Source organism: Actinomyces sp. oral taxon 170 str. F0386, from assembly GCF_000195595.1.
Taxonomy (GTDB): Bacteria; Actinomycetota; Actinomycetes; order Actinomycetales; family Actinomycetaceae; genus Actinomyces.
Map to the genome: position 1 here is coordinate 20,425 of NZ_GL882530.1, position 17,030 is coordinate 37,454.

The window sequence follows — 17,030 nt, forward strand, 5'->3', positions numbered from 1 at the left end:
TTCGGCCCCGGGCGCCTGTGCCCGGGGCCGAAGCCGTGCGATCTCGGAAGTGGTTGGTAGGTGGACGGATGATGGTGATTGATGGAGCTGCGCGAATCAGGCGACGTCGGCGCGGACGATCTTCAGCTCCGGCTCCTCCTGGGCCGGTTCAGCCGGGCTGATCTGGCAGCCGTCGGGCCCGTTGGGCAGGAACTTGATGCGTTCGTAGGCCCCCGGGCCGGGGCCGACGACAGCCCGCAGGAAGCCCTCGTGCATGGTGCACACCAGGTCGCGCGGCCGGTGGTTGCGCGTGACCAGCGGGCAGGAGCGCAGGACGACGGTATCGCCGGAGACCTCCGGGGCGAAGCCCATGACCGCGAGGTAGGGGATGAGGGCAGTGACCCGGTCCACCTCCTCGCCGTCGACCACGGGCTCGGCGACGGTGCCGGGGGTCAGCTCGGCCCAGCGGCGACCGATCTCCAGGGCGGTGGCCCGGGCGTCCTCGCCCTCGCCCAGGGTGTCGGCGATCGCGTCGAGCAGCAGCAGGTAGGCGTCGACCATCTGCTGGGGGTCGGGTGCCGTCGAGGCGTAGCGCAGGGCCGGGCGGCCCCGCTTGCCCGTCGGCTTGGTGGACACCGTGACGAACCCGGCGTCAACCAGGGCGTCGAGGTGCTCACGGACGGTGTTGTGGTGCAGGTTGAGTGCGCTGGCGACCTGAACGGCCGTCATCGCGTCGTTTGAAGCCTCCACGACCTCCAGGACGCGCCGGCGCGCCGCTGAGAGGTTGGCGCGCGCGGACAAGTCGCCCAGGGCGGGACGTGGGAGTGAAGGGGTCGGACGATTGTGCATGTCATGAGACTAACGCGCTTTCGCTTGTGGGAACCGTCAAAATCGGCTTGTAGTTGAATCCTGCAACGGCTCTGTGATGTGAGTTTTAGCACAGGATGTCCAATAATGGGGGCGTCGAGGCGTGAAAAAACTCAGTGCTGGCGCCGTTTTGCCGGGGCTTGGCCCAATAGCCGGGTAGGCGGCCCTCAGAGTTTAAGGATCGCGCTGTCGACGAAACCGTGACGCTCGTCGAAGGACCCCGCCTGCGGCCAGGAGCGCTCAGGGCCTGGTGGGGTCCTCGGCCTCCAGCGAGGGCGCCAGCAACCGGCGGAAGGACTCCACCCGTGCGCGCCGCCCGTTGGGTGCAGCCGGATCATTCACCCACTCATCCAGGGCGCAGTCGACGACGCCGTCCTCGTGGGTGCACCCGCGCGGGCAGTCCTCGGCCACGGCTGCCAGGTCCGGGAAGCCGCGCAGGACGTCGGCGCTGCCCACGTGGGAGACCCCGAAGGAGCGCACGCCTGGAGTATCGATGACCCAGCCACCGCCGGGCAGGGCAAGGGCCTGGAGACTGGTGGAGGTGTGGCGGCCGCGACCGGTGACCTCGTTGACGTGACCGGTGGCGCGGTCCGCGCCGGGAACGATCGCGTTGATGAGCGTGGACTTGCCGACCCCAGAGTGGCCCACGAGGACCGAGACGGTACCGGTCAGCGCCTTCCGGACCGCCTCGATGCCGTCGTCGGCCTGCTCCGGTGCCCCTGCGGTCTCGGTGGGGCCGGCCTCGTCGTCCGAGGCGCCCGGGTGCAGGCGCGTGGCCAGGCAGCGTACGCCCAGGGGGCTGTAAAGGCCCGTCAGCGGGGCGGCGTCGGCCAGGTCGGTCTTGGTGAGCACGATGAGCGGCTCCATGCCAGCGTCATAGGCGGCCACGAGGTAACGGTCGATCATCCGCGGACGCGGCTCGGGATCGGCCACGGCGGTGACGATGACGAGCTGGCGGGCGTTGGCGACGATCGCCCGCTCGGTGCCGGCGGCGTCGCCGTCCTCGGCGCTGCGGCGCAGCAGGGTGGTGCGCTCCTCGATACGCACCATGCGGGCCAGGGTCCCGGAGCGCCCGCTGGTGTCCCCGACGACGGCGACCCGGTCGCCGACGACGACCTTGCCCCGGCCGAGCTCTCGGGCCTTCATGGCGGTGATGTCGCCGCTGGAGCTCTCGGTGAGGCCGGGGTCGTCGAGGCGGATGCGGTAGTGGCCGCGGTCGATGCGGGTGACCATGCCCAGGACCGCGTCGGCGTGGCTGGGGCGCTGCTTGGTGCGGGGGCGCGAGCCCCGGCCGGGGCGGACCCTCACGCGCGGGTCGTCGGTGCCGGTGTCGCGGCGGGCCATCAGGCGCGATCTCCCGGGACGCCCGGTTCAGGCTCCGGCTTGGCGCTATGAGTTCCGGCCGCGGTGGCGAGCATGGCGGCCCACAGGCCCGCGAAGCCGGGCAGCGTCTTGGAGGTGCACTCGACGTCGTCCAGGCTCACCCCGTCCACGCCCAGGCCGATGATGGCGGCGAAGGTGGCCATCCGGTGGTCGGCGTAGGAGTGCAGGGCGGCGCCGTGCAGCGGGGCGGGGCGGATAAGGAGGCCGTCAGCGGTCTCCTCGGCGTCCCCGCCCAGAAGACGGATCTCGGTGGCCAGGGCGGCCAGGCGGTCGGTCTCGTGCCCGCGCAGGTGCGCGATGCCGGTGAGGGTGCTGGCGTGGCCCTGCGCCCCGGCGAGGGTCGCCAGGGCCGCCACCGTGGGGACGAGCTCGCCGACGTCGGACAGGTCCGCCTCGATCCCGCTGAGCCGTCCGGTGCCGCGAGCGGTGAGCGCGCCGTCGGAGAGCGTCACCTCGCCGCTCAGGCGGGGCAGGAGCTCGCGCCAGGAGTCACCGGCCTGAGTCGTGACCGCCGGCCAGTGGGGGACGCTCACCCGGCCGCCGGCCACGAGGGCGGCCGCCAGGAAGGGGCCGGCGTTGGACAGGTCCGGCTCGATCGCCACCTGCCCGCCGCGGGGGCGGCCGGGGTGGACCCGCCAGGTGCGCTCGCCGTCGCCGCCCCCGGGGGCGGGCTCGTCGACGGCGATGCCCCGCTCGCGCAGCGTCGCCACCGTCATGGCCACATGCGTCAGCGAGGGCACCGGCCCGGTGGGGGTGAGCTCCAGGCCACCGGGCAGGAGGGCGCCCAGGAGCAGGAGGGCGGAGACGAACTGGGAGGAGGCCGAACCGTCGACCGCCACGCGGGCGTTCCGGGCTTTCAGGAGCGCACCGCCGCCGGGGCCGATGCGCACAGGCAGGAAGCCGGGCTCACCGAGGTGGGCCACCTCCGCGCCCAGGGCGGCCAGCGCGTCGAGCAGCGGCGCCATGGGGCGGCGCCGGGCGGCCTCGTCCCCGTCGAAGACGACCGGGGCATCGGCCAGGGCGGCCAGTGCGGGCACGAAGCGCATGACGGTCCCGGCCAGGCCGACGTCGATACGCCCGACGCCGTCGGGACCTGCCTGCACGCGCAGCGGCAGGGGAGCCGGCGTGACACGCAGCCGTGTACCGGAGTCGTTGAGGTCCTCGAAACGGGTGCCGAGCGCGCTCAGGGCGGCGAGCATGAGCTCGGTGTCGCGCGAGCGCAGGAGCCCGGTGAGCGTGGTCGGCGTGTCAGCGACGGCGGCCAGCAGCAGGGCCCGGGCACTGAGCGACTTCGACCCCGGCAGCTCCACGACCGCCTCCAGTGCCCCCGCCGCCACCGGCGCCCGCCACGGCTCGGCCGAGTCAGCTGAGCTGGCCAAGCCGGCAGTGCCGGGGCTGTCGGTCATGCCAGGGCCTCGATGACCGCGTTGAGGGTTGTCGAGGGGCGCATGACGGCGTCGGTCAGGGCCTCATCGGGGCGGTAGTAGCCGCCGATGTCCGCCGGGGAGCCCTGGACGGCCAGCAGCTCGGCCTGGATCGTGTCGTTGAAGGCCTCGAGCTGCTGGGCGATCGAGGTGAAGACGGCGGCGAGCTCCGGACTGGTCTGCTGGGCCGCCAGCTCACGGGCCCAGTACAGAGCCAGCCAGGCGTGCGAGCCGCGGTTGTCGATCTGCCCCAGGCGGCGCGCCGGCGAGCGGTTCTCCTCCAGCAGCCGGGCCGTGGCGGCCTCCAAGGCGTCTGCCAGGACCTCGGCGCGCTCGTTGCCACTGACCTGGGCCACGTGGTGGAAGGCCTCGGCCAGGGCCAGGAACTCGCCCAGGGAGTCCCAGCGCAGGTAGTCCTCCTCGAGCAGCTGGCGCACGTGCTTGGGGGCCGAGCCCCCGGCCCCGGTCTCATACAGGCCGCCGCCGTTCATCAGCGGCACCACCGAGAGCATCTTGGCGCTCGTGCCCAGCTCGAGGATGGGGAAGAGATCCGTGTTGTAGTCGCGCAGCACGTTGCCGGTCACCGAGATCGTGTCCTCACCGCGGCGGGCGCGCTCCAGGGACAGGCGTGTGGCCGCCACCGGGTCCAGGACGCGGATGTCCAGGCCCTCGGTGTCCTCCTCATCCAGGCAACGGCGCACCAGGTCGATGAGGACGGCGTCGTGGCCGCGCTCGGGGTCCAGCCAGAACACGGCCGGGGCACCGGTGGCCCGGGCCCGGGTGACCGCCAGGTGCACCCAGTCGCGGATGGGGGCGTCCTGAGTGGTGCAGGCCCGCCAGATGTCGCCGGTGGCCACCTCGTGGGACAACAGCACCGCGCCCGGCTCGGCGCCCGCTCCCTCGACCACGACGACCTCCATGGTGCCGTCGGCCGGGATGAGGAAGGTCTTGTCGTGGCTGCCGTACTCCTCGGCCTTGCGGGCCATGAGACCCACGTTGGGAACCGAGCCCATGGTGGCCGGGTCCAGGGCCCCGTGGGTGCGGCAGTCCTCGATGACGGCCTGGTAGACCCCGGCGTAGGAGGAGTCCGGGATGACGGCGAGCGTGTCCGCGGTCTGGCCGTCCGGCCCCCACAGGTGGCCGCCGGCCCGGATCATGGCGGGCATGGAGGCGTCGATGATGACATCGCTGGGCACGTGCAGGTTCGTGATCCCGCGGTCGGAGTCCACCATGGACAGGCGCGGCCCGGCGGCGAGCTCGGCCTCGATGGCGGCGCGGATCTCCTCGCCCTGGGGCAGCGACCCCAGGCCCGCCAGGACCGATGCCAGGCCGTCCTCGGCGCGCAGGCCGGCCTCGGCCAGCACCTGCCCGTAGGTGGAGAAGACGCCCGGCAGGGCGGCGCGCACCGCGTGGCCGAAGATGAGCGGGTCGGAGACCTTCATCATCGTGGCCTTGAGATGCACCGACAGCAGCAGGTCCTCATCCTTGGCGGCGGCCACCTGCCGGGTGAGGAACTCATCCAGGGCGACGGCGCTCATGAATGTGGCGTCCACGACCTCCCCGGCGCTCACCGGCAGCGACTCCCGCAGGATGACGGGTGCTCCGCCGTCGGCCGGGCGCAGCCAGATCTGCAGGGTGCCGGCCTCGGGGACGACGACGCTGCGCTCGTTGTGCCGGAAGTCGCCGGCCCTCATCGTGGCCACGCGCGTGCACGACTCGGACGACCAGGTCCCCATCGAGTGCGGGTGGGAGCGGGCGTAGGCCTTGACAGCCGCCGGGGCGCGCCGGTCCGAGTTGCCCTCGCGCAGGACGGGGTTGACGGCGCTGCCCTTGACGGCGTCGTAGGCGGTGCGCGCCTCCTGCTCTGCGGGCGTGCTGGGGGAGTCGGGGTAGTCGGGGACCTCGTAACCCAGGGCCTGCAGCTCGGCGATGGCGGCCTTGAGCTGGGGCAGGGAGGCCGAGATGTTGGGCAGCTTGATGATGGTGGCCGCAGGGGACTGGGTGAGCTCGCCCAGGCGGGCCAGGTCGTCGTCGGCCAGGGAGAAGGCCGCCAGGATGCGGCCCGCCAGCGAGATGTCCGCGGTTCCCACGCTCACGCCCGCCCGCTGGGCGAAGCCCCGCACGATCGGTAGGAAGGAGTGGGTCGCCAGCATCGGCGCCTCGTCGGTCCAGGTATAGATGACGTCGGGCTCAGTACTCTGGGCGGACTGTTCTGACTGGGCCGGCTGGGCGGACTGGACGGTCATGAGTGCTCCCTGCGTGTCGATGACGTGTCTGCGCGTGGTGAGGTGGGCTGAAGTGGACGAGATGAGGCTAGCCGTCACCTATGACGCCCAGGTGACGGCGATGACGGAGCCGGGGTGAGAACCGGCTGACCCCGGAAGAAGCGGATCAGGCGGTCACGTAGCGCTGGCGCACGGCCTCCTGAGCGGCCTGGATCGCCTCGCGCTGCTGGCGCGAGTTGCGCACCTGCCAGGCCAAGGACGGTCTGCCCTGACGGTCGACGGCGGCCAGGGCGAGCCCGGCGCCGACGGCGGCCCCCCGAAGCAGACCGGAGAGGGCCTCCTTGCGGGCTTTGGCTCCCCTGACCGCCCAGACGGGGTTGTTGACAACCGTGAGCGGGATGTTGAGGGCCGCCAGGATGGTGGCGTTCGTGCGGGGCGCCCGGCCGGCGGCCAGCCCCAGCCCGGCCACGAGGCTCACGGCGCCCGAGGCGCGGGTGAGCATCCGGGCGTCGGAGGTCAGCACCGGCGGCAGGCCGGCGCGCTCGAGCGTGGGGGCGACCTTCTCGAACTTCTCCACGTGGCGCGACGGGCGCACGAGGGCGTCGAGCCCATCGACGATGAAGGGCGCAGCGAGCATCGGGCGGGCGAAGGAGCGCAGAATGTTCATGCCCCCATCCTGACCTACACGGGCGGCTCGGGCCAGCGACGTCGCCGCTCGAGCGTGGTGCGCGCCTCGCTGAGTGCGGACGGGGAATGAATCCGGGGCGCCGTCCTGTTGGTCAGAGCATGAGCACTCAGCAGCCGACTGTGCCGCCGTCGAGCAGGACCGCCCGCCGGCGAGGCGCACTGCCGAGCGGGCCGAGGGGCGGTCAGAGCCGCCGCACCGACCGGCCCGGCAGACACATGGGACACAGCGGCCCGGGATCGGCCCGCCCCGTGGACCCTCCGGAGCGGCGACCCGCCACGGTGACCAGCCCGCTCGGCGTTGATGACACCTGGGTGTCCGGGCTCGGGCTAGGCTCGTGGGCGATGACGGACATCGACGACCACACAGACGAGATCACCCTGGATGAGGTGATTGATCCGGATGACGGCGCAGACGGCTTCGACCGTGCCCCCGCCGACGAGGACGAGGCCGCCCGGGCCGCCCGTTTCGAGGCCGAGGCGCTGCCCTACCTGGACCAGCTCTACGGTGCCGCCCTGCGCATGACCCGCAACCGGGCCGACGCCGAGGACCTCGTTCAGGACGCCTACGCCAAGGCCTTCGGCTCCTTCCACCAGTACCGGCCCGGCACCAACCTCAAGGCCTGGCTCTACCGGATCCTGACCAACACCTTCATCAACTCCTATCGCAAGAAGCAGCGCGAGCCCCTCCAGTCCGACGCGGACGCCGTCGAGGACTGGCAGTTGCACCGGGCCGCCTCCCACGACCCCGTGGGGCTGCCCAGCGCCGAGAACCTCGCCCTGGACGCCCTGCCGGACTCCGACATCAAGGAGGCCCTGGGTCAGCTCACCGAGGACCGGCGCCTGGCCGTCTACCTGGCCGACGTCGAGGGCTTCTCCTACAAGGAGATCGCCGAGATCATGGACACGCCGATCGGCACCGTCATGTCCCGGTTGCACCGGGGGCGCCGCCAGCTGCGCGAGCTGCTGGCCGACTACGCTCGCGAGTACGGATACGGGGAGGAGGAGAAATGAGAGACCGCATGGAACCGCAGGTGAACACGGACAAGAGCACCGAGTCCGCCAAGGCCCCCAAGACGGCAGTCGGCTCCCAGGACTGCTCCTGCGCCGAGGCCCGCGCCCACCTGGAGGCCTTCCTCGACCGGGAGTGCACCGCCGATCTCACCGAGCGCCTGGCCCAGCACGTGGCCACCTGCCTGCATTGCTCGCGCATCGCCGACGCCGAGACCCACCTGCGTGAGATCCTGCGCTCGCGGTGTGCCGAGCAGGCTCCTCCCGAGCTGCGCGCCCGGGTCCTGGGGCGCCTGTCGACCCTGCGCGCCACCGCGGTGAGTGTGACGTCGACGTCGACGACGACCCGGACTCAGGCCTCGGCTTCCGGGCGGGTCGTGCGCATCGTGGAGTCCCGGGTCGAGTCCTCGCGAACCATTCGCATGGAGGGCGACTGAGGCCTTCCGGTCGCTCGGTCCGTCAGGTTCGTTGCCGGCGCCGTGTTGGCTGCGGTGACATGTGGTCGCCTTCACCGGCCAGTTGGCGCCGCGAGACTGGCCGGGTCGAGTCGCCATATGCGACAATCATCGGCGTTCCGTGCCCCCTCGTGGGGCGAGTCCAGACACGAGGAGGCAGTGATGAGCAAGCGCGGTCGTAAGCGTCGTGCACGCGCCAAGTCTAGCGCCAACCACGGCAAGCGTCCCAACGCCTGAGCCGGGTAACGTGCGGAGCGCAGCACCCTGAGACGCAACAGACGTCGGCCGGTCACCATCACGGTGACCGGCCGACGTCGTTCATGAGCTGCCCCGGAACCGCCGCGTAAAAGCCTTGGTCGGGTGCTGACTCGAGTCGCCTCCTGGGTCCTACGGCCTTGACGGTGATGAGACGCTGAGGTGTGAGCCGTAGAATACCAGGGCGGTTCGTGGTGAGGAGGCACCGATCGGCTCCTTCCACGTCCCATGGCGCGTCCTGCGGCGCGGCCTTGCCGGTCTCCTCCTCAACGACGGTGGTGTGACATGACCCTGAGGAACCTGACAGCAAAAGACCAGTGGACACTTTCCGACAACTCGCTTCTGCGGCGCATCCTCGTGTGCTTTCTGGGGGAGGTGATCACGGCGGTCGGGATCGCGATCTGCCTGGAGGGCAAGAGCGGCGTCGACCCGTTCACCGCCTTCCTGCAGGGCATCTCCCACGTCTCAGGGATCTCCTTCTCGGCGATCGTCCCGATCGTCAACATCATCATGCTGATCCTTGTCCTCCCCTTCGACCGGTCGATCTTCGGGTTGGGGACGGTCGTCAATTTCACGATCGTGGGCGTCCTCGTGGACTACTTCCGTCCGATTCACCGCAGCTTCTTCCACGTCGAGTACTCCGTGGGCAGCATGCTCCTCCACCTGGCGATCGGGCTGCCGCTGTTCTGCCTGGGAGTCTCCATGTACATCACCTGCGATCTGGGCCAGTGCCCCTATGACGGGATCGCGCCCTCGCTCAGGCGCCACTTCCCGCGCTGCAGCTACCGCGCCTACCGCGTGGTTCAGGACATCATCACGATCTTGCTGGCCCTCATTCTCATCAGGTTCGACCTCTCACTGGGCATCATCGCCCTGGGCACGATCATCATGGGCTTCTTCATCGGCCCCATCGTCGGCTTCTTCAACAAACGCGTCTCCAACCGCCTGGTGGGGATCCGCGGCGACATCTTCGCCGCATCCGAGCCGTCCGCCGAGGGCTCTCCATCGCCGGCCTGACCGGCGGGCATCGATGCCTTCAGGACTCGGGGCGCTCGACGCCGAGCCACTCGTACCAGCCGCGGTGCAGCACCAGCCAGGCCAGCAGGCCGTAGCCGGCCTGGCCCGGGTGCGTGCCGCCGGCGGCGGCGACGTCGGCCGTCCACTGCTCGTGGTTGCGCAGCGGCTCGAAGGCGTCCACGTAGGGCACGTTGCGGCGCAGGCACACCTCCTCGGCGGCCTGGGAGAGCTGGGCGGTGGCGTCGGGGTCGGCCTCGGGCAGGGGAGGCGGCCCGACGACGAAGCACTCGCGGTGGTCGGAGGCGGCCGTATCGAGGATGTTGGCCAGGGCCAGGCGGGAGCGGGCGTAGGAGATGCCGGCAAGCACGTCGGCCACGCCCAGCCCCACCACGAGCCGGTTGATACCGGTGTGCGTGGAGCGCCGGGCCACCTCAGGCCCCCAGCGGTCGGACATCTGCGCGGTCGTCTCACCGGGGACCGCCAGCGAGGTCCACAGGATCTCGGCGTCCCGGGGCGTGCGGGCCATGACTCGGCCCGTCCAGCCCAGAGCACGTCCGTCGCCATGACCGGCCACCAGCTCGTCGCCGATGAAGCTCAGCCTCGTCTCACGCATGGCAGCGCCTCCTCATGCCTCATGATCCCTCATGCTGTCTTGACATTATCGTGACCTTGCGCTGCGGCGCGGGAGGCTGGCGGCATTTCGGCGGGGTTGGCCGGAGACGAACCGGTGATGACCAGCCTGTTCTCAGTCTCGGGTGAAGGCCTGACCGATGATCTCCTCCTGCTGGGCGCGGTGGACACCGGCGGTCCCCACGGCCGGCGCTGCGGCCTCGGGCCGGGAGACCAGCGTGGGCAGGACACCGCCGGTCAGGTCCGCGGGCAGGTGGAGCGCCAGGTAGGGCCACATGCCCTGGTTGGCCGGCTCGTCCTGCACCCACACGAGCTCGGCGCCGCTGAAGGGCGCCAGCGCCTCGGCGATGGCCTCGGTCTCAAGCGGGTAGAGCTGCTCGAGACGGACGATGGCGGTGCTCGTGTCCCCGGTCTTGGAACGGTGAGCCAGTAGGTCGTAGTAGATGCGCCCCGAGCACAGCAGCACCCGATCCACTCCCTGCTCCTGCGCTGCGGCCAGGACGGCGTCGTCGATCTCCCCGATGACCGGTTGGAAGGTGCCGGAGGTGAAGTCCTCCACCGGCGAGCAGGCGGCCTTCAGACGCAGCAGTTGCTTGGGGGTGAAGACGATGAGCGGGCGGCGCGGGCGGCGGTAGGTGTGCTCGCGCAGCAGGTGGAAGTAGCTGGCGGGCGTGGAGGGCTGGGCCACCACCATGTTGTCCTGGGCGCACATCTGCAGGTAGCGCTCGATGCGCCCCGAGGAGTGGTCCGGTCCCTGCCCCTCCTGGCCGTGGGGGAGCAGCATGACCAGGCCGGAGCGCTGCCCCCACTTCTGAGCGGCGGAGGTGACGTACTCGTCGATGACGGACTGGGCGCCGTTGGCGAAGTCGCCGAACTGGGCCTCCCACATCGTCAGTCCCTCGGGCCGCTCCACCGAGTATCCGTACTCGAAGGCCAGAGCGGCGTACTCGCTGAGCAGCGAGTCGTAGATCTCCAGAGGAGCCTGGTCCGGGGTGAGGAAGCTCAACGGCGTCCACTCCTGACCGGAGGCGTGGTCGTGCAGGACCGCGTGACGCTGGGCGAAGGTGGCACGGCGGGCGTCCTCGCCGGCGATGCGGATCGGCACGCCCTCCATGAGCAGGCTCCCCAGGGCGATGAGCTCGCCCAGGCCCCAGTCGATACCGCCCTCGCGGGTGGCCTCACGTCGTTTGGCGAGCATGGTCTGGAGCTTGGGGTGGACGGTGAAGGAGCCCGGCCAGGCGACCTGGGCGTCCCCGATGCGCTCGACGACGTCGCGTGGCACGGCCGAGGTCCAGCCGAGCATCATGCCGCTGCCCGCCTGCTGAGAGTGGGGGATCTCCAGAGAGGACAGGGGTACGCCCACCTTCGTGGGGTCGGACAGGTCCTGGGCGGAGGCGTCGGTTCCCGAGGCATCGGTGTCGCCGGAGCCCCTGGAGTTCTCCTCGCTCCCGGTGATCTGGACATGTGCCTCGGTGAAGACTCGCTCCAGCTCGCCCTGATAGCTCTCGGCGATCTCGTGGGCCTCCGCAGGGGTGATGTCGCCGCGCCCCACGAGGGCGGCGGTGTAGACCCCGCGGGTGGAGTCCAAGGAGTCGATGAGCCGGTACATGAGCGGCTGGGTCATCGAGGGGTCGTCGCCCTCGTTGTGCCCGCGGCGCCGGTAGCAGATGAGGTCGATGATGACGTCCTTGTGGAAGGTGCGCCGGTACTCGTAGGCGTGGCGGGCGGTGCGGGCGACCGTCTCGGGATCGTCGGCGTTGACGTGGAAGATCGGCACCTGCAGGCCCTTGGCCAGGTCGGTGGCGTAGATGGTGGAGCGGGCCGAGGCCGATCCGGTGGTGAAGCCGATCTGGTTGTTGACGATGACATGAACGGTGCCGCCGGTGCGGTAGGCGGGCAGCTGACTCATGTTGAGGGTCTCGTAGACCACGCCCTGGCCGGCGAAGGCGGCGTCGCCGTGGACGAGGACCGGCATGACCGTGTAGCCCTTCTCGCCCAGGCCGATGCGGTCCTGCTTGGCGCGCACGATCCCCTCGACGACGCCGTCGACCGTCTCCAGGTGGGAGGGGTTGGCCGCCAGGGAGACGCGCGTGGTCACGCCGTCGGTCCCGGAGAAGACACCCTCGGTGCCCAGATGGTACTTGACGTCCCCGGTGCTGGCGCCCTCGATGACGCCATTGCCCTCGAACTCGTCGAAGACCTGGGCGTAGGACTTGCCGGCGATGTTGGTGAGCACGTTGAGGCGGCCGCGGTGGGCCATGCCGATGACGACCTCATCGAGGCCGTCGTGGGCGGCGGCGTCGAGCAGACGGTCCAGGGCCACGATGAGGGACTCCCCGCCCTCGAGGCTGAAGCGCTTCTGACCCACGTACTTGGTCTGCAGGAAGGTCTCGAAGGCCTCGGCCTGCTCCAGCTTGGTGAGGATCCGACGGCGCTCCTCGTCGGCGATGTCCTCCCAGTCTCGCTCGAGGCGCTCCTGCCACCAGGTGCGCTGGGCCGGGTCCTGGATGTGCATGTACTCCACGCCCACGGTGCGGCAGTAGGCGTCGCGCAGCATCTTGAGGATCTCGCGCAGGGTGGCCCGGTCTCGCCCGCCCAGGCCCCGGGTGGGGAAGGAACGGTCCAGGTCCCACAGGCTCAGCCCGTAGGAGGTGATGTCCAGGTCCGGGTGGCGGCGCAGGCGGTAGGTGAGCGGGTCGTTGTCGGCGGCCAGGTGCCCGCGCTGACGGTAGGCATGGATGAGCTCGGCCACGCGCGCCGGCTTGCCGGTCTCGAGCTCGGGGTCGTAGGTGGTGTCGCGCACCCACTCGACCGGCTCGAGGGGGATGCGCAGGGACTCGAAGGCCCGGCTCCAGAAACCGTCCAGCCCCAGGAGCTTGCGCTCCACCAGGCGCAGGAACTCCCCCGAGGCTGCGCCCTGGATGACACGGTGGTCGTAGGTGGAGGTCAGGGTGACGACCTTGCCGATGCCCTGGCGGGCCAGGGTGTCGGGGCTGGCGCCGGCGAAGGCCGCCGGGTAGTCCATGCTTCCGACCCCCACGATGAGCCCCTGGCCGGGCATGAGGCGCGGCACCGAGTGCAGGGTCCCGATCATGCCGGGGTTGGTCAGGGTCACGGTGGTGCCGCGGAAGTCGTCGAGGTCCAGCCTGTTGTCGCGGGCCTTGGCCACGAGGCCCTCATAGGCCTCCACGAACCGGGACAGGTCCATAAGATCGGCCTGCTTGATGGAGGGCACCAGCAGACGGCGCTGCCCATCGGAGGCGGGCACGTCGATGGCCAGGCCGAAGGCCACGTGGGCGGGCTCGCGCAGGACCGGCTTGCCGGCCTCGTCGACCCCGTAGGAGACGTTCATCGAGGGCATCTCGGAGAGGGACTCGACCACCGCCCAGCCGATGAGGTGGGTGAAGGAGACCTTGCCGCCGCGGGTGCGGGCCAGGTGGCTGTTGATGACGGCGCGGTTCTCGATGAGGACCTTGGCGGGGATGGCCCGGGCGGAGGTGGCCGTGGGCATGGACAGGGAGTCGTCCATGTTCTTGGCGGTACGGGCGGCCGCGCCCTTGAGGCGGACGGAGCCGTCCTCGCAGCCGTCGCCCTCCAGGTCGTGGGCGGGGTGGGCGGCCAGGCGCTGGGCGTAGGGGGAGGTCGGGGGAGCGGTGTCCGACGGCGGGGCCGGGGGAAGATCGGAGCGGGTGACGTCCTGGATCGCGGAGGAACGGCGCTGGAGGACGGCGGCTTGTGGCGTGATGGTCGCCCGGCGCGGCCCTCCAGGGGCCGACGACGCAGAACCGTTGGCGAAGCCGTTCGAGGGGTTGGAGCTCGGCTTCCGCAAGCCGGCACTCGGGTCGGTCTCGAAGAGCTCTCGCCACTGGGGGCTCACGGAGGAGGGATCCGCCAACCAGGCGGCCCGCATCTCCTCCACCATCCACTCGTTGGCACCGAAGCCTGGGCTGGTCTGGTCCTGCGTAGGCACGTCGGGTCTCCTCGGTGAATTCGTCAGTCTGCCGTCCCGGCGCTGGGAACCTCGGCGGGACCCGGGGAGGAACGGCGGTGTCCGTAGGACATCCTAGGAGGTGAAAGGCGTCTCAGGCGAGCAAATGCGGGACCAAGGACACAGGCGTGTCCCGGCTGTGACGCCGCTCGTGGCCCGGCCCCGTGACCGGCCCGGAGGAGCCCGGCGGTGGTACCGTTCGGTCACTATGCGATCGGCTTTCCGCCGGGCCCGCAGGCGCCGCACCCGCACGCACCGCGCCTCCTCGCCCGCCTCTGACCAACCCCACCCCGACTCGTCCGCCTCCGGCGCCCACGTCGAGCCCCACACGGGGGAGGGGCCCGCATGACCGACTGGCTCATGATCGTCGTCGGCGTGGTCCTCACCGCGGGCACCGCCCTGTTCGTGGCCGGCGAGTTCTCCCTGGTGGCCCTCGACCCCTCCACCGTCGAGACCCGCGCCGCCGCCGGGGACAAGCGCGCCACCGCCGTCCAGCGGGCCCTGGGGCGCCTGTCCACCCTCCTGTCCGGAGCCCAGGTCGGCATCACCCTGACCACGGTGCTCCTGGGCTACACGATGCAGGCCGCCCTGGCCAACCTCCTCACCGACCTCATGAGCCACTGGCTGGCTGCCTCGGTGGCCACAGGCGCCTCGGTCGTCATCGCGCTCATCGTCGTCAACGCCTTCTCCATGGTCATGGGCGAGCTCATCCCCAAGAACGCCACTCTGGCCGACCCCATGCGCGCCGCCGGCCTCGTGGCCCCCTTCCTCATGGGCTTCACCACCCTGCTCAAGCCCCTCATCCTTGTGCTCAACAACGCGGCCAACGCCGTCCTGCACGCCATGGGCATCGAGCCGGCCGAGGAGCTCAGCGGCACCCGCAGTGCCGGCGAGCTGGCCTCCCTCGTGCGCCACAGCGCCGAGGAGGGCACCCTCGACGCCTCCACCGCCACCCTGCTCACTCGCTCCATCGGCCTGGGGGCGCTCACCGCCGTCGATGTCATGACCGACCGTGGCCGCCTCCACACCCTCGAGGCCGACGACTCCGCCGAGGACGTCGTGCACCTGGCCCGTGCCACCGGCCACTCCCGCTTCCCCGTCATCGGCCGCGACGTCGACGACGTCATGGGCATCGTCCACCTGCGCCGCGCCATCGGCGTCCCCTACGAGCGGCGCGCCGACGTGCCGGTGGCCTCCACCTCCCTCATGACACCCGCGCCCCGCGTCCCCGAGACCATGCCGCTGGCCGACCTGCTCGTCGAGCTGCGCGCCCAGGGGTCCCAGATGGCGATCGTCGTCGACGAGTACGGCGGCACCGCCGGCGTCGTCACCCTCGAGGACGCCGTCGAGGAGGTCGTCGGGGACGTCGCCGACGAGCACGACCGCCGCCGTGCCGGCGCCCACCTCGACCCCTCGGGGCACTGGGTCGTCCCGGGGTGGATGCGCCCCGACGAGCTCGCCACCCGCGCCGCCATTCAGGTGCCCGACGACGGCCCCTACGAGACCCTCGGCGGCCTGGTCATGACCGAGCTCGGCCGCATCCCCGTCGTCGGCGACGTCGTCGAGCTGACTCATGCGTCCCTGACCGTCGACGCCATGGACGGGCGCCGCGTCACCCGCCTCCACGTGCGCCCCAAGGACCCCGATGCCGCGCCCGGAGGCCGGGGGCCTGAGGGGGAGCGACGATGAGCACGCCCCTGGCCCTTGTGGTCACCGTCATCCTCCTGGCCGGCAACGCCTTCTTCGTCGGCGCGGAGTTCGCCGTCACCTCCTCGCGCCGCAGCCAGCTCGAGCCGCTGGCCGAGGCCGGCGACACCCGCGCCGCCACCGCCCTGTGGGCCCTCCAGAACGTCTCGCGCATGCTGGCCACTGCCCAGCTCGGCGTCACGCTGTGCTCCACCGGCCTTGGCGTCGTCGCTGAGCCGGCCATCGCCCGCGCTCTCGCTCCCCTGCTCGCCGCCGTCGGCGTCGGCCACGCCGGCTCCCACGCGGTCGCCGTCCTCATCGCCCTGGTCATCGTCGTGGGACTGCACGTCGTCGCCGGGGAGATGGTGCCCAAGAACATCTCCATCTCCTCCCCCGAGAAGGCCGTGCGTTGGCTCGCCCCGCCCCTGGTGTGGTGCTCGCGCGTCTTCAGCCCCGTGGTCAACGGGCTCAACGGCTTCGCCAACGGGGTCCTGAGGGTCCTGGGCATCGAGGCCAAGGAGGAGATCGCCGCCGCCTTCAACGCCGAGGAGGTCGCCTCCATCGTCGAGCGCTCCACCGCCGAGGGCGTTCTGGAGGACTCCACCGGCCTGCTCAGCGGAGCCCTGGAGTTCTCCGAGGAGACCGCCGGCAGCGTCATGGTGCCCCTGAGCGAGCTCGTCACCCTGCCTCAGAGCTGCACCCCGGAGGACGTGGAGCGGGCCGTGGCCTCCACTGGCTTCTCCCGCTTCCCGCTCCTGGCCGATCAGGTCGCTGCGGATGAATCGGCGGCTGACGCAGCCACGGATGGGGGAGAGGGGCCCGTCATCACCGGCTACCTGCACCTCAAGGACGTCCTTTACGCCGACGGCACCGACCGCACCGAGCCGGTCCCCGCCTGGCGGGCCCGCGCACTCGTCCCCGTCGGCTACGACGACGAGGTCGAGGAGGCTCTGGCTGCCATGCAGCGCTCGGGGGCCCACCTCGGACACGTGCGCAATGCGCAGGGGCGATTCGTCGGGGTCCTCTTCCTGGAGGATATCCTCGAAGAGCTTGTCGGTGAGGTGAATGACGCCATGCAGCGCGAGGAGCACCAGCGCCGTGATTAAATCGTGACCTCACGGCGGTGGCCGGTGGATACCCACAACTCGGGCCGCGTCGGACGACGATCGTCGACTGCAGTCCACGCAGTGGTGATCTGGTGCCGATTCGTTCGTATGACACGTGTTTCTGTTTCAGGATCGGGGCCATAGGTGGAACTTTGCGACATGTCTGAGAAGTGCAGGTCACACAAAGGTGTGCTGGTTCTCCTGGCAAGACCTACATGAGACCGCTACTGTTTTAACCGAGCACAACACGAGACTGTCGCCCCGGCAGCCAGCATGTCGCCACCACCGGATCGCCGGTAGCGACGACTTCCCCATGACAA

The 17,030-nt window shown here is 70.8% G+C and carries 12 protein-coding genes; 5 read left to right on the plus strand and 7 right to left on the minus strand.

From position 1 onward, the window contains the following. Positions 1-96: 96 nt before the first annotated feature. From HMPREF9056_RS04160 to HMPREF9056_RS04180, 5 genes are all read right to left on the minus strand, one after another. Positions 97-828, minus strand: coding sequence for a metalloregulator ArsR/SmtB family transcription factor (locus HMPREF9056_RS04160; RefSeq protein ID WP_034513763.1), 732 nt, complete (start codon positions 826-828; stop codon positions 97-99). 258 nt (positions 829-1,086) lie between these two features. Beyond that, positions 1,087-2,190 carry a ribosome small subunit-dependent GTPase A gene (locus HMPREF9056_RS04165; RefSeq protein ID WP_009403167.1) on the minus strand — a complete coding sequence of 368 codons (1,104 nt, stop codon included), beginning with the start codon at positions 2,188-2,190 and terminating at the stop codon, positions 1,087-1,089. Then, the gene (gene aroA / locus HMPREF9056_RS04170) at positions 2,190-3,635 is read right to left on the minus strand and encodes a 3-phosphoshikimate 1-carboxyvinyltransferase (RefSeq protein ID WP_009403168.1); all 1,446 of its coding nucleotides are present in this window, start codon (positions 3,633-3,635) and stop codon (positions 2,190-2,192) included. Before aroA ends, HMPREF9056_RS04165 begins: the two co-directional genes overlap by 1 nt. Continuing rightward, complete coding sequence (locus HMPREF9056_RS04175; protein ID WP_009403170.1) at positions 3,632-5,899, minus strand: NADP-dependent isocitrate dehydrogenase; 2,268 nt, start codon at positions 5,897-5,899, stop codon at positions 3,632-3,634. The genes aroA and HMPREF9056_RS04175 overlap by 4 nt, the downstream gene beginning before the upstream one ends. Positions 5,900-6,044: 145 nt before the next feature. After that, the gene (locus HMPREF9056_RS04180) at positions 6,045-6,545 is read right to left on the minus strand and encodes a DoxX family protein (protein WP_009403171.1); all 501 of its coding nucleotides are present in this window, start codon (positions 6,543-6,545) and stop codon (positions 6,045-6,047) included. A 362-nt stretch (positions 6,546-6,907) separates the two neighbouring features. On the opposite strand from HMPREF9056_RS04180, the gene HMPREF9056_RS04185 reads away from it, so the two are divergent. From HMPREF9056_RS04185 to HMPREF9056_RS04195, 3 genes are all read left to right on the plus strand, one after another. Continuing rightward, positions 6,908-7,576, plus strand: coding sequence for a sigma-70 family RNA polymerase sigma factor (locus HMPREF9056_RS04185; protein ID WP_009403172.1), 669 nt, complete (start codon positions 6,908-6,910; stop codon positions 7,574-7,576). A gap of 8 nt (positions 7,577-7,584) precedes the next feature. After that, positions 7,585-8,010 carry a mycothiol system anti-sigma-R factor gene (rsrA, locus tag HMPREF9056_RS04190; protein WP_253269924.1) on the plus strand — a complete coding sequence of 142 codons (426 nt, stop codon included), beginning with the start codon at positions 7,585-7,587 and terminating at the stop codon, positions 8,008-8,010. Between the two features lie 558 nt (positions 8,011-8,568). Continuing rightward, a complete protein-coding gene (locus HMPREF9056_RS04195; RefSeq protein ID WP_009403175.1) occupies positions 8,569-9,300 on the plus strand; it encodes a YitT family protein in 732 nt (243 codons plus the stop codon). Positions 9,301-9,319: 19 nt separating this feature from the next. Here HMPREF9056_RS04195 and HMPREF9056_RS04200 read toward each other — a convergent pair whose 3' ends face one another. After that, positions 9,320-9,913, minus strand: a complete 594-nt coding sequence (locus tag HMPREF9056_RS04200; protein ID WP_009403176.1) for a GDSL-type esterase/lipase family protein — start codon at positions 9,911-9,913, stop codon at positions 9,320-9,322. 132 nt (positions 9,914-10,045) lie between these two features. After that, entirely contained in the window at positions 10,046-13,900 is a 3,855-nt protein-coding gene (locus HMPREF9056_RS04205; RefSeq protein ID WP_034513770.1) for a multifunctional oxoglutarate decarboxylase/oxoglutarate dehydrogenase thiamine pyrophosphate-binding subunit/dihydrolipoyllysine-residue succinyltransferase subunit, read from the minus strand. Between the two features lie 363 nt (positions 13,901-14,263). Here HMPREF9056_RS04205 and HMPREF9056_RS04210 point away from each other — a divergent pair, with 363 nt between their 5' ends. Both HMPREF9056_RS04210 and HMPREF9056_RS04215 read left to right on the plus strand, forming a co-directional pair. Further along, entirely contained in the window at positions 14,264-15,607 is a 1,344-nt protein-coding gene (locus tag HMPREF9056_RS04210; protein ID WP_009403179.1) for a hemolysin family protein, read from the plus strand. After that, positions 15,604-16,710, plus strand: coding sequence for a hemolysin family protein (locus HMPREF9056_RS04215; RefSeq protein WP_009403180.1), 1,107 nt, complete (start codon positions 15,604-15,606; stop codon positions 16,708-16,710). The genes HMPREF9056_RS04210 and HMPREF9056_RS04215 overlap by 4 nt, the downstream gene beginning before the upstream one ends. The last annotated feature ends 320 nt before the right edge of the window (positions 16,711-17,030 follow it).